Source organism: bacterium (genome assembly GCA_009926305.1).
Taxonomy (GTDB): Bacteria; Bdellovibrionota_C; UBA2361; order UBA2361; family RFPC01; genus RFPC01.
In genome coordinates, this window is sequence record RFPC01000055.1 from 1 (window position 1) to 16,229 (window position 16,229).

The 16,229-nt window shown below is 45.3% G+C and carries 12 protein-coding genes; 4 read left to right on the plus strand and 8 right to left on the minus strand.

Going from position 1 to position 16,229, the window contains the following annotated elements; translation table 11 throughout:
- The 3 genes from EBR25_09295 to EBR25_09305 all read right to left on the minus strand — a co-directional run.
- Positions 1-229: hypothetical protein (locus EBR25_09295; protein ID NBW41181.1), on the minus strand; the 229-nt coding region annotated here is incomplete at its 3' end.
- A gap of 3 nt (positions 230-232) precedes the next feature.
- Positions 233-1,546: a UDP-N-acetylglucosamine 1-carboxyvinyltransferase gene (gene murA / locus EBR25_09300; protein NBW41182.1), complete on the minus strand. Its 1,314-nt coding sequence runs from the start codon at positions 1,544-1,546 to the stop codon at positions 233-235.
- A 37-nt stretch (positions 1,547-1,583) separates the two neighbouring features.
- Positions 1,584-1,793, minus strand: a complete 210-nt coding sequence (locus EBR25_09305) for a hypothetical protein (protein NBW41183.1) — start codon at positions 1,791-1,793, stop codon at positions 1,584-1,586.
- 161 nt (positions 1,794-1,954) lie between these two features.
- Here EBR25_09305 and EBR25_09310 point away from each other — a divergent pair, with 161 nt between their 5' ends.
- Together EBR25_09310 and EBR25_09315 are read left to right on the plus strand one after the other, a co-directional pair.
- Positions 1,955-3,214 carry a DUF3419 family protein gene (locus EBR25_09310; GenBank protein ID NBW41184.1) on the plus strand — a complete coding sequence of 420 codons (1,260 nt, stop codon included), beginning with the start codon at positions 1,955-1,957 and terminating at the stop codon, positions 3,212-3,214.
- Positions 3,190-4,035 carry a methyltransferase domain-containing protein gene (locus EBR25_09315; protein NBW41185.1) on the plus strand — a complete coding sequence of 282 codons (846 nt, stop codon included), beginning with the start codon at positions 3,190-3,192 and terminating at the stop codon, positions 4,033-4,035. Before EBR25_09310 ends, EBR25_09315 begins: the two co-directional genes overlap by 25 nt.
- A gap of 89 nt (positions 4,036-4,124) precedes the next feature.
- Here EBR25_09315 and EBR25_09320 read toward each other — a convergent pair whose 3' ends face one another.
- From EBR25_09320 to EBR25_09335, 4 genes are read right to left on the minus strand one after another with little or no spacing between them, the layout of a single operon-like run.
- Positions 4,125-5,570: a sigma-54-dependent Fis family transcriptional regulator gene (locus EBR25_09320; GenBank protein NBW41186.1), complete on the minus strand. Its 1,446-nt coding sequence runs from the start codon at positions 5,568-5,570 to the stop codon at positions 4,125-4,127.
- A 22-nt stretch (positions 5,571-5,592) separates the two neighbouring features.
- Positions 5,593-6,453 (minus strand): hypothetical protein, encoded by an 861-nt coding sequence (locus tag EBR25_09325; GenBank protein ID NBW41187.1) that lies wholly within the window; start codon positions 6,451-6,453, stop codon positions 5,593-5,595.
- Positions 6,429-7,307, minus strand: a complete 879-nt coding sequence (locus EBR25_09330) for a hypothetical protein (protein NBW41188.1) — start codon at positions 7,305-7,307, stop codon at positions 6,429-6,431. The genes EBR25_09325 and EBR25_09330 overlap by 25 nt, the downstream gene beginning before the upstream one ends.
- A gap of 11 nt (positions 7,308-7,318) precedes the next feature.
- Positions 7,319-8,452, minus strand: coding sequence for a sigma-54-dependent Fis family transcriptional regulator (locus EBR25_09335; protein ID NBW41189.1), 1,134 nt, complete (start codon positions 8,450-8,452; stop codon positions 7,319-7,321).
- 655 nt (positions 8,453-9,107) lie between these two features.
- On the opposite strand from EBR25_09335, the gene EBR25_09340 reads away from it, so the two are divergent.
- Both EBR25_09340 and EBR25_09345 read left to right on the plus strand, forming a co-directional pair.
- Positions 9,108-13,928, plus strand: coding sequence for a hypothetical protein (locus tag EBR25_09340; protein ID NBW41190.1), 4,821 nt, complete (start codon positions 9,108-9,110; stop codon positions 13,926-13,928).
- Between the two features lie 161 nt (positions 13,929-14,089).
- Complete coding sequence (locus EBR25_09345) at positions 14,090-15,136, plus strand: phosphoribosylformylglycinamidine cyclo-ligase (protein ID NBW41191.1); 1,047 nt, start codon at positions 14,090-14,092, stop codon at positions 15,134-15,136.
- A gap of 11 nt (positions 15,137-15,147) precedes the next feature.
- Here EBR25_09345 and EBR25_09350 read toward each other — a convergent pair.
- Positions 15,148-16,229: ATP-binding protein (locus EBR25_09350; protein ID NBW41192.1), on the minus strand; the 1,082-nt coding region annotated here is incomplete at its 5' end.

The window sequence follows — 16,229 nt, forward strand, 5'->3', positions numbered from 1 at the left end:
GTCGTAATCTAAAGTTGAGAAAGTGAGCCAAATGGGTCTTTCCTGAACGCTTTCCTCCAACAATTGAAATAACTGGATAATGCTCTTGATTCAAAATATGCAAGAGCGCTTTCCGAATTGAGAGAACACCTGAATGTTCAATAAATTTTTCAGGATGATAAACGAGCTTAGCAGATATACCGAGCTCAATTTGCTGAAATTGATTGAATGCAGAGGTTTTCTTTTGCATGAGCTAGCAACCTATGAGGCTTAACTCTTCCATTTCTTCTGAACTACTCACGATTCTGCCACCTAATTCTCGAATTTTTCTCTCGAGGTCATCATATCCGCGTCTCAAATGTTGTCCTTCCTCTATGACCGTACGTCCTTTCGCCGCAAGTCCAGCAACTACCATAGCAGCTCCTGCCCGAATGTCTCTTGCTTCTACTACCGCTCCAGTCAAGTGAGAGACACCTTGTATGGTGGCAACAGAGCCTGCCAGAGATATCTTCGCACCTAATCGTGAAAGCTCAGACACATGTCCAAAACGTCCTTCATAAACGGTCTCAGAAATTGAGCTCTCTCCCTTACAAAGCGTCAATGCCGCTAGTAGTGGAGCCTGTATATCAGTCGCAAATAATGGGAAGGGCCCAGTTAAAACTTTTACTGGTGCAGGTCTTCCGGACATGGTGAGTGACACCGTATCAGCTAACACAGGATCAGCGCTTCTCTTCCAACTTACATCCGCCCCCAGGTGTTCTAGTATCGTTGAAAATTCACCAAAATAATCTTGAGAGATTCCGGCAACAGAGACTGAACCCGTCGCAGCGACCGCTGCAAGTAGGTATGAAGCCGCTTCAATCCGATCTCCGATTACTGCTGAATCAAAACCTTTTAACGCATCATTACCGCGAATAAGGATCTCGGACGTGCCTAATCCCTCTATCTCTGCCCCCATCTGTGAGAGCAGGGTGCCAACAGCTATCACCTCAGGCTCCCGAGCAGCATTCCGTATCACTGTTTTTCCATCGGTTGCAGCAGCAGCCATGAGAATCTGATGAGTTGCTCCCACTGAAGGAAAGCGGAAAGTGAGTTCAGCACCTTTGAGACGTGAAGGGGCCTCAGCAATTACCACTCCGTTCCGAAGACGTATCTCAGCTCCCATTTCTTGAAGAGCCTCTAAATGGATATCAACGGGTCTCGCCCCGATCAGGTCACCACCAGGCATTGCAACTCGCGCGGATCCTCCGCGAGCCAAGAGCGGAGCAAGCACCCAAAATGATGCTCTCAATGATTTTACAAGGCTATAGCTGGCTTCATAACTCCTCAAAGATGGAATAACAATGTCTAGGACTCCAGGTTGAGAAAAGCGGCTCTCACCCCCAAGCTGTCCGAGGAGCTTCATGAGAATATCCACATCCAGTAAGTGGGGTACATTCCGTAATTTACACGGCTGGGTAGTGAGCAGAGAGCATATCATCATCGGCAGCGCAGCATTCTTTGCTCCACCCACTCGAACGCTCCCACGAAGGGGCTTCCCACCAAAAATTTCAAAAATATCTTCCATACGCTGAATCCAAAGTCTCCCTATTCAGCAGGTATCCTTATGCAACACAGTACTTATGCAGCAGAGCAAACAGATGAAGACCTCTAAAATACATGAGGATGAACCAGAATAGTACCATCCCACATTTCTCCCGCTGAGTCAGTAATGTTGCAAGAGATTTCGCTTGGCCTAGGGCAATTCCTGAAATTACAAGGCCCTGTACCCGTAGAATGGTCGATACGATTTCCACTCTTTTCAATATTTTCACTCATTTTTGTCATCCTCTCGGCATTTAAGGATATTTAAGGTAGACTTTCCGCACCTCTAGTAAGGGACTCAGCAGAAGCGAACAGCGATAGAGGTCGTTTTCTCCCTGCTCCCGTCTTGAGCAGAATAGACAAGTAAGTAACCCCCTTGTTTTTAGGAGTCATGATACAAATGCAACTCTCAGAAGCTTCTCAGCCGCAGACTGATACAAAGGAAATCCTGAAGGGCGCGGTACAGCAAAATGCTATCCACAACAAGCAAGGGATTCTCGAAAAACTCTTTTGCCTCTGGTTTGACGGAATGGTGTATAACCAGATCTGGGAAGATCCCGTGGTTGATGCACAGGCCTTAAATCTTAATGAGCGTTCAAAGATTCTCACCATCAGCTCTGGTGGCTGTAACCTGCTCAACTATCTTGCCTACGATCCCGCTGAGATTCACGCAGTTGATCTTAATCCTAATCACATGCAGCTTGCTCGACTTCGCCTTGCAGCGATTGAATACTTACCAGATTACCCTTCCTTACTTCAGTTTTTTGGCTCTGCGAAAGGACCTGAAAATCTGGTTGCTTACGAGAAGTATATTCGTCCACACCTTGACGATCAGGCGCGACACTTCTGGGAGTCTCCGTCAATGTTTCGAGTTGGAGCCTCCCGAAGAATCGATTTTTTCGCTAAAAACCTCTACAACTACACACGTTCCGGATTCTTTATCCGTCTCCTTCATTGGCTTTGTCGGCTTGCAAAATGCTCTCCAGAAAAAATACTCGAAGCCAGATCTTTAGAGGAACAGAGAGATTTATTTCAAAAACATCTTGCCCCGACGTTTGAACACTGGCTCGTCAAGACATTTGGAAAATTACCTATTACGGTATACAGCTTGGGCATACCACCGCAGCAGTTCACAGCACTCAAAGAAGACGCAGAAAGCATTGTCGATGTTTACAAAAGAAGGATTGAGAGATTGGCATGCAATTTCCCAGTGCAGGAAAACTACTTCGCGTGGCAGGCCTTTGCGAGACAATATAACGTGAATGAACAAAATGCGTTGCCGCTTTACTTGCAAGAAGAACACTATGATACGATTCGAAGTAGAGTGGCTCGCATTACAACAACAGTAACTACAACAACTTCATTTATTCAAAATGCTCAGGAGGGGTCTCTGAATGCGTTTGTCTTTCTTGACTCACAAGATTGGATGACCCAACAGCAGGTCATTAACCAGTGGCAAGCAATAGCTGATGCAGGAGAGCCAGGGTCACGAATCATATTCCGAACTGCAGGCTCGCGTTCGCCGATCGGCGATCTGTTACCAGAGAGTCTTCTGTCGCAATTTGTATACCATAGCGAGCTCTCGAAAGAGCTTTATGAAAAGGACCGTTCAGCTGTCTATGGCGGATTTCACATTTACGAACGGAGATAAAAGGAGAAAGCTTGAATCGTGCCGAAAATAAGGGAGAAGTGACGTCTGCTCAGCCCCCGTCCTCGGAGCCTGGCATCGATTCGCAAGCAAGTAGCCATTCCTCCGACAACCATGAGCACCGCTCCCATGGCGAACTCTTGAATAATATCTATTCGCTTCAAAGGCATTTCTATGATGTTACGCGAAAGTACTACTTATTCGGGAGAGATCACATCCTGAAAGAAATTATTGCTTCCAGACCTGAATCGCTCCTTGAAATAGGCTGTGGAACAGGAAGAAATCTCTTTATCCTGGAGCGAATGGTCCAGGCCTCAGTTCAAGCAGGACATACCACTCAAGCTCCAGAACTCTTTGGATTGGATGCCTCAACTGAAATGCTCGCGTATGCGAAAAAGCACCAGCCTACTAAAAGTCAAATTCACTTTGCCTATGGATATGCCGAGTCATTCGGGCCCAGTGAGCTGTTTTCGAGAGGCACATTTTCAGATATTTTATTCTCTTACTCCCTGTCGATGATTCCAGAATCAATTCTAGCACTCAATCATGCACTGACACTTATACCCAAGGGGGGCAGAGTCTGGATTGTAGATTTTTGGGATCAGTCTGGATATCCAATATGGTTCCAAAAACTGCTTCAATGGTGGCTTCGTCTATTTCATGTGGAATTCTCTCCCGAACTATTTTCTCATATCAAGGCCTTACCAGACCAATGGTCAAGCATAGACACTTTACGTAAGCATGGCGCATATTCAGTATCTTTAAGACCAGTAGGTCGTAAATACGGATATCTTGCCTGTATTACCCGCGATGCTACGAATTAGAAGCATCAACACACAGAAGCATGCTTCTGGCGAGCATCACAGCTGGGAGGTTCATCGCCGTCGCATTCATCCCTCTTATTGCAGCTCAGTTACCTCGCGATAAATCCCTGCTCGCGATATTCATTCAATTTATTCCGCAAAGTCCGGATACTAATTCCAAGACTCTTCGCTGCCTGAGTTCGGTTATCATCATTTGCCTTCAGGGTCTCGATAATCAGGGTTCTTTCGACCTCGTGCACAGTCATTCCAGGAATGATTTGTAGAGAATCTTGTAGATTCTCGTCTTCAGTAATCACACTCTGAATCTCTTCACTCCCCTCTGGTCTCGCTACTATATCAATGGACTCACGAAGTGATGGCGCTCCTCCAGCAACATTCGCTAATACGTTATCGGTGAGAAGAAAATCTCTCTGCTCAAGCGTTCGACCGCTCGAAAGTATCGCGGCACGTTCCACTGCATTTTGAAGTTCACGAATATTGCCAGGCCACTGATATGCCTGCAGCGCATTGAGGACCTCAACTGGTAGTTGAGGAGCTTGCGCACCCAAATATTTCTTCAAAAAGTGCTCGGTTAAAATTTTCACATCTCCCTTTCGGTGTCGTAATGCTGGTAGTGTCACTGGTATTACGTTCAACCGATAAAATAGATCTGCGCGAAATTCACCTCGCTGTACCATATCCTCAAGATTTCTATTGGTAGTTGCCACTACTCGTACATCAACTGAAATTGGACTCTTACCACCAACGCGATCGACTTCTCGCTCTTGCAAAACTCGTAGTAGTTTCGCCTGAAGCCCAAGCTCCATCTCGGAAATTTCATCCAGTAGAATTGTGCCGCCATGTGCTAATTCAAATTTTCCAATCTTCTTGGTTTGAGCTCCAGTAAACGCACCCTTTTCATGCCCAAACAACTCGCTCTCAAGAAGAGATTCAGGAAGAGCTGCGCAATTAACGGCAACGAAAGGCTGATGCACTCTCGGACTTGAATCATGAATCAATCTCGCTACCAGCTCCTTTCCTGTTCCAGATTCGCCTTGAATCAGGACAGTCGCATCACTCCGTGAAACCGATTCACAGACTTCTAGAACTCGCTTCATGAGTGAGTCCTGAGTAACGATAGGCCGCCCCATAGCTCCCTGCGAACCAGCTGTCTTTCTGTGTTGCGTAACTTCTGGTGAGACAACTCGATCAACAACTCTTTGTAATTCCTCATTCCGGAATGGCTTTGAGATAAAGTCAGCAGCCCCTTGCTGCATCGCATCCACTGCCTGGGTAATAGTTCCGTGAGCCGTAATCATGATGACCGGAAGCTGAGAGAACTTTTCCTGCACAGCTTTAAGAAGCTCGAGTCCTGTCATATTTGGCATCTGCTGATCAGTAATGAGGAGATCAAAACTCTCTTGAGAAACGGCTTCTAAGGCCGCAGCTCCATCAGATACAACAGAGACAGAATGACCATTCCTGCTGAGTCCAGCTTTCAAAGCAAGTTGCATTTGCGGATCATCATCTGCAACCAAAATTTTTAACTCATTCATAATACTTCTCCTCTCGACACGACTATTTGAAAAATGTAACCGTAAACTGGGCACCGTTTCTCCTATTCCCAGCTTTGATATCTGCCTCGTGCAAGTCTACAATCTGCCGACAAATGGCAAGACCTAGCCCAGTCCCTTCTGGTTTACTGGTCGTAAAAGGCTCAAAGATCGTTTCTAGACTATCAAATGGAATCCCATCTCCACGATCGCGAATACGTACGTGGACACGATCATTTCTAGCCCATAGAAGCACTTCGAGGGTGCCCTCATAACCCTGCGCTTGCACTCCATTCATTAGAAGGTTCGTAAAGAGCTGCCTCATCCTCGTTTCATCTGCCATGACGAAGCAACTTCCTCGTTCCCTCAGGTTGATTCTTGTTTCAGGATACATCTGCTCACATTGACCACTAAGCTCGTGAAGTATCGCTGACAATGATACCGGTACCCTGACAGGGGCGGCGTTTTTTGTGAAATGAAGAATATTGCTTACAACATGATTGAGCGTTCCTATACTTCGTTCAATGGCTACCACAATCTCTTGTTGATCTGGCTGATCACTGAGGTCTTCACGTAACAATGATGTATAGAGGGTCATAGCACCCAATGGATTGCGAATCTCATGTGCTAAAGCAGCAGCAGTTTTTCCGAGAGTGGCTAACCGTTCGCTTTTCTTAATCTCCTCTTCTTTTCTTTGGAGTTCAAGGCGCAGTTGTTGGCTTTCCTGACGGAGCTCTTCGTATTTTGACTGGAGTTGTATGCTTGCTTCACTAAATCGTTGGAATGCATTAGAGAGAACTTTATAGTCCTCGATCGAGACAACAAGCTCATTCAGTGATCGGGATGATTCCGCTGGCTTTGCTAGTTTTTGAGCAAGGTGTTCCATTCCGCACTCTCCGCTAAAGCATTTAGTAATGTAATCCAACTATCTGAAAGAGGATATTTTTCAGCCGCTGCTTGACGAATTTTCTTCAAAGCTCGGATCTCATCTAATTCGAATGCAGAACGTCCGAGCGCGTATTCAACCCAACTATCAAGAAAATAGTCTGGATACAGCTCCCTTCCCTTCGTTAACCAGACCCTTACCCCGCCGTAATCTTTCAGTTGCAAGGCCACCTCTGAAAGAGCACGCATGGCTTCAGGAGCTCGCTCATGTGAAACCGGAACTTTTCGGTAAAAAGAAATCGCTTCCTCAAGATTCCCAAGATGTCGCTCTACCTCGGCTATCCGAAAAGCCGTATCAGCGATGAGTTCTTCAGATACCTCATCGAATGCTTGAAGATAGAACCCTCGAGCCGCTCCAAACTGATCGAGGGCACTGTGAGCATCACCGAGCAACATCAGTATACTGCCCCTCAACTCTGTAGCGCTTGGCAATAACTCCTGGGCTCGTTCTCCAAATAAGATTGCCACACGAGGCTTTTTACCATGGAGTTCGATCATTGCACGCATCGAAAGTATTTTCGCACGCTTTTCATTTGACAGGCTCTCTTCTCTTAACAATTGGTCAAGATATGAAGTGGCTTTATCAAGAAGACTCAATCCCCATGCACTACGCGCAGCAGATTCAATCGCTTCTGGTGTGACTCTTCGCTCGGGCAATTTTTCGAACAGCACTAATGCCTCATAGTAATGACCAGATGCTGTCAACTTTTGAATATCTATCGGGTGCTGCGCCTGACTCCTATCTGTCAGGACAAGCAGCGCCAATATTATTGACAGAAAAAGATATACTTTCATGGAATGACTCTCTAATTAGAAAATGCAAATTGCGGACGTACAGGCTCTGCAGTCAACGGAATCTCCGTCCGAAATCTCTCTAGACCCTTCTTTTTAATCTTCTCAACCAGGGTTGTTCGATTAAGCTGTAGAAGCTCTGCGGCCGCTTTCTTATTCCACTCAGTCTTTTCAAGGGCTTTAAGAATCAGGTTTGATTCGAATGAATCGACGACCGTATTAAAATCTAAACCCTTCTCGGGAATCTCAGCTACTTGCACGGCAGAGTCCTGTGCCTGACTCCCTTCTCCTTGGAGGTATGCTGGCAAGTCTCTGATAGTAATCTCATCATTATCGGCTAATACTGCCAAACGACGAATAAGGTTTTCTAATTCTCTAACATTTCCTGGCCACTCAAACGACGTGAGTTGTAAAAGAGCCTGTGAGCTGAAATGAAGATTCGAACGCTTTAAATTTAAGCCTTCACGCTGAAGGAAATATTGAGCAAGCAGACTAATATCAGAGCCTCTTTCTCGTAAGGCTGGCAACTCTATTGGTACAACTTGCAAACGATAAAAAAGATCTTCTCGGAAGCGCCCAGCCTTCACCTCTTCTCTCAGGTCTTTATTCGTAGCAGCAACAATGCGTACATTAATAGGAATAGAACGCGTAGAACCTACTGGTTCAATAATTTGGTCCTGCAACACTCGAAGCAGCTTCACCTGCAACTTAGGACTCATCTCACCGATTTCATCCAGAAAGATTGTGCCCCCATCTGCGAGTTGAAACCGTCCTATCTTATTGTTAGAGGCTCCTGTAAAAGCACCTTTTTCATGTCCAAACAGCTCGCTCTCGAGAATCTCTTCAGGAATTGCTCCACAATTCACTGGAACAATCTTTCCCCTTCTTTTACTGAGAGTATGTAATGCGTGAGCTACCAGCTCTTTCCCTGTTCCGCTTTCTCCCAAAATCAGAACAGTTGCATCCGTTGCCGCAACTTTTTCAAGGACTGAAAATACGCCTTGCATCTTGTTACATTGGCTAATGATCCCGGCAAATGAATTTTGCTGGAAATTTGAAGTAATAGGGTGAGTAGTGCCTCCTTCTGAACTTGAAAAGTACAGTGCACTATTGTCTGACACGGCAGCACAACCTTGGGAACCTTGCATATCGCTCTCCTTAGCGAAAAAAAACCAAATCCGTGGAAACTGCAAAAACGTAAGAATTCACATCGGGAGGAAACTCTTGAGGAAAGTAGACCTGACACGTTCTCTACCCTCTGGCTCAACACGGTTTCCCTACTACCAAACAAACTCTGTCAAGTTGTTGGCAAGTCCCGTACCACTCTATCTTTGACACGCCGAGCTATTGACGGGTTTCAGGAAAAGATACGTCAATATCTTATTGTGCAATAAAATCAGTATAGTAGCCAGCTTATCCACACATTGAAAATATTTTTCCTGAGTAAAATCTGTTACAAACTCACTTTTCTACTATGATTATTTTTCAGGTTTCCCTCATTTTACTGTGACAAAGATGCATAGTAATCCCACTCTCCGAAATATTTTGGCAGCACTCGATACCTCTCATGACGGCTCACCGACGGCCTGAGCTCCCTGTCTCTCTTCTGAGGCTGAACTTCCTGATTCAAACTCAGCCCCAAAAGGCGAGAATTCTGTATTTCTATCCATCTTTCCAGTACTCTCTGAGGACTGCTGCGAGCTCAGCGTTCACGGGTAAAGAAGAGAATACTCGTCAATAAGAGAACAGCGGATAGGAATCATGACGCAGTGGCGAAGAAGCGTGTACTGATAGAGAGGGATCATGAGCAGTAGTGACAGCGAGAATCAAATTCCATTCGATGATAGGAAAGCTTCGCTTTCGAAAGTCGCAGAGCTCCGCTCTTACATCGCAAACAACGACGACTCTGATGAGTTCATTCACGACTCTGAACCACTGCAAGAGCTAGCAGGAGCACTTTTCACAGAGGCGCCGGAAGAGTTTGTCTCGCGCCAGTCGATGAAGGAACTCAGATGGATCACCAAAGAGCTGAATTCACGTATTCAACAATTTCTCGAGGGTGACGGAACCCAGGTTGTCTACATTAGCGACCAGGCAGAGAGTAATGATCAATCAGATCAATCATCAAAAGGCTTCCTTCACATTTTCACAGTTCTTGGTGACCGTCCTTTTATTATCAATTCTATCCGCGAATGCTTGCTACAAGGTGGCGCTTCCATAGAAGTATTATTACACCCAATACTCTTGAGAGGTGGAAAGCGTCTTTCCTGCTGCTATGTTCAACTTTCAAACATAAATCCTTCTGAACAGCTTATTCTCAAAAAGGCGATAGAACGCTCACTAACCCACGTTTGCGCCGCAACTGATGACTTCACGAAAATCCTCGTTCGTATAGAGACCCTCTCGCGCATAATGGAAACTACGAAGCCTGCTCCTGGCATATCCCCGATTGATCGAAATGATGCCGCATCATCCCTTCGATGGATCAGCCAGGGAGGATTCTTATTGACAGGGCTCTCAGTCTGGGAAAGCTCCTCACCAGAAACTCAGCCCCAAAAAACAGAAATTACTCTTGGAATACACCGCTTGACTGGTGCATATGTCTCAGCACTTCATGACGAACTGAGAGAAGATTTACGTAACTTCGAGGATGAAAATGTCCTACTCATGATATCTCGATTGCGTTCTGAAAGCTTTGTGCAAAGGCGCTCAAGACTACTGAATATAACTGCTTCAGATACTTCTCCAGATGGCAATACGCGCACTATTTACCAAATCACTGGCTTACTCACATCCTCAGCACTTGCCGAAAAATCGGCGGAGGTCCCTTTCTTAAAGAGGAAACTCAATACGCTCCTTGAATCGGAGGGTGCGCCTGAACACTCGCACAACCATAAAGGTATTACAAAAATCTTCAATTCCATGCCAAAGGAGGAAGCTCTTCGTCTTGACATTGAAAGCCTGCGCTCTGTTATCTACACGATTCTCAATGTTCAAAATAGGAATGAAACTCATATATCCGTAAAAGTTGATAAACAGTCACGCAGCGCATCAGTTATTACGATAATGCCTCGAGATAGGTTTAACACCGAGGTCAGGCATCGTGTGCAGGCTCTCGTTGAAGAGGTATTTTGTGCAACACCAGGTTCAAGTGAGTACTTTCTTGATCTTTCTAATAAGCCTCATGCACGTTTTTACTTTCATGTTTCAATGCCCAAGACGGGGCTACCAAAGATCGATATTAGCAAACTGAAGACTGACATAGCAGAACTGACAAGAGGATGGAGAGAAAACTTAGAAGAACGTATCTTTCATTCAAATGATTTCGAATCTCCATCGGATATTGCCAAAAAGTATGGAGATGCGTTTAATACTCGTTATCAGGCAAGTCAGACAGTCGAAGATTGTGCACATGATATTCTGCAAATCGAGAAGCTAAAGAAGACTTCGCCGATACGCATTTCTATGCGTCCGACCGATGAAGATATCCCGAATAGCTTCTTTCTTGTCTTGTATAAACTTGGCTCAAATTTAACCATTAGTCATACCCTGCCGATTCTAGAACATGCAGGCTTAGAGGTACTGTCTGAAAACTCCTTTCGTATTAAGGTAATAGACAAAGACAGAGTAGCAATTCATAGATTTCTCGTAAGACCACGAGAGTGTTCTCATATTTCCCTAGAAAGTTTTTCCGAGGTACTTGCTCCCGGATTAAAGGCAATATTCTTGGATGAAGCGAAGAGCGACCTTCTGAATGCCTTGCTCATCTCTGCAGAGTTGCCCCTACGCTCTATTGAGCTTCTTCGAACCTATTGTTCTCTCTTATGGCAGGTCAATAAATTCGCATCAAAGAGTGTTATTCAGCAAGCTCTGGTCAATGCTCCGGCAGCAGCGAATCAGTTGTGGAATATGTTCGATCTGCGATTCAATCCAGAGCTATCGTCGTCTCTAGACTCACGACAAGAGCGTTTTATGGCTCTTCTCTCTACCTTTAGAGAGAGCTTGAAAGAAGTGAAAGATATTACCCATACACGAATTCTTCGAGGGCTCTCAAATCTACTAGAGCATACAACTCGGACCAACTTCTTTCAAAATACGGCGACTATTGCTCTGAAAATACATTCCCAAAATGCGGAAATCATCCCTGAACCGAGGCCAAAGTATGAAATCTTTGTTCGCGGAAAAAACTTAGAAGGTGTTCATCTCAGAGCCGGAAAAGTTGCAAGGGGGGGACTTCGCTGGAGCGACCGACATCAAGACTTTCGCCAAGAAATTCTTGATCTTGTAAAAACTCAAAACGTTAAGAACGCTCTCATTGTTCCTGAAGGTGCAAAGGGGGGATTTGTTGTAAAGAACCTGCCAACTGCACACAATGACCAACAAATCGCAGTAACATTGGCATACAAAGAGTTTATACGAGCACTCCTCTCAATAACCGACAACAGAGATGGGGAGCATGTCCTTAGACCGAAGCATGTAATCGCATACGATGGAGAGGATCCGTATCTCGTAGTCGCTGCAGACAAAGGAACTGCTACGTTCAGTGATTTAGCAAATGCAATTGCAACGGAAGAATTTAACTTCTGGCTGGGAGATGCCTTCGCATCTGGGGGCAGCGATGGATATGATCATAAGCTCTATGGCATCACTGCAAGAGGGGCGTGGGAGTCAGTAAAGCGGCACTTCTCGAACCTCGATATCCGCTACGCAACCACGCCTTTTTCTGTTATCGGTATCGGAGATATGTCGGGGGATGTATTTGGCAACGGGCTTATAGAAAGCGACAAAATAAAACTCATCGCGGCTTTCAATCACCGTCATATTTTTCTTGATCCAAATCCTGATCCTCTCCGCTCCTACGGTGAACGCCATCGGCTATTCAACCTCCAAAGGTCAGCCTGGAGTGACTACGACTCTTCACTGATCAGTAGAGGGGGGGGCGTATTTGATCGGGCAGATCGAGAGATTCCTCTTTCACCAGAAGTTCGTTCTGCATTAGCTCTTCCAGAGAGTTGTCCTGAATGTATTGATGGAGAGCAACTCATTAGTCATATACTTAAAGCTCCGGTCGATCTTCTCTGGAATGGTGGTATCGGAACCTATGTTAAAGCAAAAAATGAGTCTCACGCTGATGTGAATGACCGTGCTAATGATGCAGTACGTATCAATTCCCAGGAACTCCGAGCTCGAGTTATTGGAGAAGGTGGCAACCTAGGCTTCACGCAGCGCGCGAGAATAGAGTTTTCCCGGTTGGGAGGGGCAATATTTACGGATGCAATCGACAACTCGGGAGGAGTAGATCTCTCCGACCATGAAGTAAATCTAAAAATCCTCTTTCAACATATTATCTCTGAAGGGCGAATGGAGCTCAGCGAGCGAAACACCTTACTCAAAAATATTTCAGGAGAGGTAGTGAATGAAGTCCTTCGACATAATTATAATCATGCCTTGATTCTTACGCTCGCGATACACCGCTCGCATCAAAGCATCGACTATTTTTACGGTCTGCTCAGAGACATGACACGTCTTGGATTTCTTAATCGTCAGATTGACAATCTTCCAGAGGATGAAGAAATTGCTGAACGAGCGCGTAAGAAGGAGGGGCTCTCAGCTCCTGAACTCGCAGTCTGCATAGCGACCGTAAAGCGCTGGATTAAAGCTGAGTTAGAACAATCTCGGTTACCGGAAGATCCCTTATTGCAAACCTACTTACTGAATTATTTTCCAGAAGAGGTTAGGCGCACTTATCAAAAAGATATCCTAGCGCATCCATTGGCGAAGAATATTATTTGCACTCAGGTAACCAACGAACTCGTTGACTCGATCGGAATAACCTTCGTACATCGAATGTGTCAAACCTTTTCAAGCAATGCTGTAGAGGTAATGAAAGCAACGCTGGCTGCTGAAAGCATACTACGAGTACGGCAGGTCAGAGGCGAACTACGTGCGATCGAGGCTGAGCACCCAGACCAAAATGTAATTCCATGTCTTGAGGAGATGCTGGAGGCTCTAAGAGAATTGACCATGTGGATTATGAGCTATCATCCTCATTCTACACTGGAAGAAATAGTCGATCTGTATCAGGAGGGATTCCATCAACTTCTTGATGCTGATACCGCCCTCTTCAATAACGACCAGCAATCTCTCTGTGAAGAACGGAGACAAAAGTATGCGAAGATGGGTCTCTCAGATTACGCCTGTAGAATGTTGTCCATGATTCCTCACCATCTGCTACTCATGGAAGTCCTTTGGACAACACGTCGACTTGAACGCAAAACGACGGAAGTGCTTCCTACCTTCCTCGCAGTAGCGAATACCCTTTGTTTACCTGTGGTCCTGAACTTAGGCAGTGCTTTGACAACAAAAACAAAGTGGGAGTACGAGCTCGCAATCGGTGCTCTAAGAGATTGTCGAAGAGCAATCGCCCTAATAAGTGCTGAACTCTTAAAGCAGGACTGTTGCACACAAGAAGCAATTCAGGAGCGTCTTCAGTCTCACTCAGCAGTCCGGTTGGTAGTTGATATGGTCAACGAGTTAAAAGATATCAGCCCCGGCGTCGTGCCGCTTTCTGTGCTCAGTCGCCACTTTCTCGGTCTTCCAAGACATCTTCATAGCGATCTTTAGGACAGTATATCTTTAGGACAGTACATCTTTAGGACAGTACATGGATGTTTGCTCTGCCAGCAGAGCACGCTACAAGGGTCGACAATACGAACGAGCTTGAGCAAATAATTGCCTTATTGAAACGAAAATGAGTAACATATCTGCGAGGAAAGAACTCAAGGATGAGACGTATGACAAATCTTACCTACCGCGAATCAGGCGTCGATATCGATAAGGCTGATCATTTAAAATCAAACCTAAAAGATACCCTCAAGACAACTGAGTCCCGTGTCTTAAATAGTGTTGGGGCATTTTCTTCTCTCTATGATATCAGCAATTTAGAGGGAATCTCACATCCAGTATTATGTCTGAAAATGGAGGAGCCTGGGACAAAGCAACTTCTTGCGGCGCAACATGGAAAACTTCCCTCCGTTGGAATAGATCTCGTCAACCATCTCATCAACGATACCGTCATGAATGGAGGTAGACCACTTGCGATATTGGATACAATCGTATGCGGTGCGCTGGAGAATAGCGTTGTCGAGCACCTGGTTAAAGAAATGGTCATCGCAGCCAACAATGAAGGGTGTAGTCTGGTCGGTGGAGAGACTTCTGAGCAACCTCGGGTCTTGGAGTCTGGTCGATACATCCTCAGTGCTGCGTGCATCGGTGTAGTTGATAAAGAGGGAATCATCGATGGCAGCACTATACAGGCTGGCGATTCTATTTTTGCTGTTGCATCGAATGGGGTGCACACAAATGGCTATACACTGATTCGAACACTCCTCGAAAGAGAGCCAACCCTTGCCGATGTGAGTGTTGCCAATGGTTCACTCATTGAGGCAGTACTTACTCCTCATCGGTGTTATAATACTCCTTTGCAAGAAATCTTCTCCTCGCTAAAGCTCAATGGCCTTGCACATATTACAGGAGGGGGAATCGTAGATAATACAAAACGAATTCTTCCAGATTCCCTAGATGGACTCATCGACCTATCTCTCGTAGAGGTTCTTGAGGTGTTTCACGTTCTTCAACAAGCTGGAAATATTCCAGAGAGCGATATGTTACGAACATTCAATTGTGGTGTTGGAATGATTTTTATCGGGCAAGATGATGCCTGTAAAAGCAGTGCGGCAATTTTTGAACGACATGGAATGTACTCCTATAAAATTGGGGAAATAGTGCCGGGGAGCGGAAATATTCAAACCACGAACTCCCTCAATTTGTAATACTCATACCATTATTTCGACCAGAACTTCTGATAATCTGCGCCGGCAGATGCTGGTTTCGCTGTAGGCGGTTCGATGCGCACCCTGAGAGGGAGCGGAAAGTCTACTCCAGAAATAATCGCCTCTCCAGGACCAAGGCTTGGAATAAATCTCAGCGAAGACTCATCAACTTCTGTAGAAGCTCTTTCTATGACGGCCCGATCACTATCATTAATAAGTCGATGTACTATCAGCGTTCCCATCTGACTAAGAATATCATCTGGAATATCTCTCGGCCGCTGCGTTGCCATGCAGAGATTAATGGCATATTTTCTTCCCTCTTTCGCAATAAGGTCAAACATATTGAGCTGAAATTCTGTTGAAGCATCATATTTTTCAGAAAAGAGTTGATGTGCTTCATCAACCACCATCAACATTGGCTTTTTATAAAAACAACCCGCTTGTCCAAGTTCAAAAATATGCCTGCCAAGCGCGTTGGCTATAATACGACGCACGTTGTAACCCGAGGAAAGGTTGCTCATATCAATACGAAGAATTCGATAATCATCTCCTCGAATAAAATCATGCAACTTCTCAAAAACTGAAGGTAGCCTCTTTGGTCTTAAAATTGGCGCCATGAATGGAGCTTCCAACATATCATGGATTCGGCTGATAAGCGGCATACAGCTACCAAGATCAATAGCATTCGTTCCGCCCCACACATCAGTCTCAGAGCTGCTTCGCTGCTGCTCGACACACTCATTCTCAATTTGTTGGGGAAGCATATGAATGTCAAATATCGCATAAGGCGACTCAATTTCTTTTCGATACTTACTGAGTGCGCGTTCATACGAAATCTTTGACCTATGCGCCTTAATGAGCGTTCCTTCGATACCAACTGAGCTACTTAATGCAACAAGCTTTAACGATTTTATTGCAGCTCGCAATTTTGGAGCTTGAGAGGCTCCTGTCGGACAGAACATCGCAAAAAGATCCTGTTCATTAAGGTGAAAGTAAGGCACCACTGCTTCCTGTGATGAACTACCAACTCTAGAATCTTTCCCAAAATGAAGATGAATGACTTCTTGGTTCAATTGACCATATTCACCAGTTG

Excerpts from the sequence above, each read along its gene's own strand:
- EBR25_09330 (NBW41188.1), bottom strand. The coding sequence starts at position 7,307 with ATGAAAGTATATCTTTTTCTGTCAATAATATTGGCGCTGCTTGTCCTG.
- EBR25_09345 (NBW41191.1), top strand. The coding sequence starts at position 14,090 with ATGAGACGTATGACAAATCTTACCTACCGCGAATCAGGCGTCGATATC.
- EBR25_09335 (NBW41189.1), bottom strand. The coding sequence starts at position 8,452 with ATGCAAGGTTCCCAAGGTTGTGCTGCCGTGTCAGACAATAGTGCACTG.
- murA (NBW41182.1), bottom strand. The coding sequence starts at position 1,546 with ATGGAAGATATTTTTGAAATTTTTGGTGGGAAGCCCCTTCGTGGGAGC.
- EBR25_09310 (NBW41184.1), top strand. The coding sequence starts at position 1,955 with ATGATACAAATGCAACTCTCAGAAGCTTCTCAGCCGCAGACTGATACA.
- EBR25_09340 (NBW41190.1), top strand. The coding sequence starts at position 9,108 with ATGAGCAGTAGTGACAGCGAGAATCAAATTCCATTCGATGATAGGAAA.
- EBR25_09325 (NBW41187.1), bottom strand. The coding sequence starts at position 6,453 with ATGGAACACCTTGCTCAAAAACTAGCAAAGCCAGCGGAATCATCCCGA.
- EBR25_09320 (NBW41186.1), bottom strand. The coding sequence starts at position 5,570 with ATGAATGAGTTAAAAATTTTGGTTGCAGATGATGATCCGCAAATGCAA.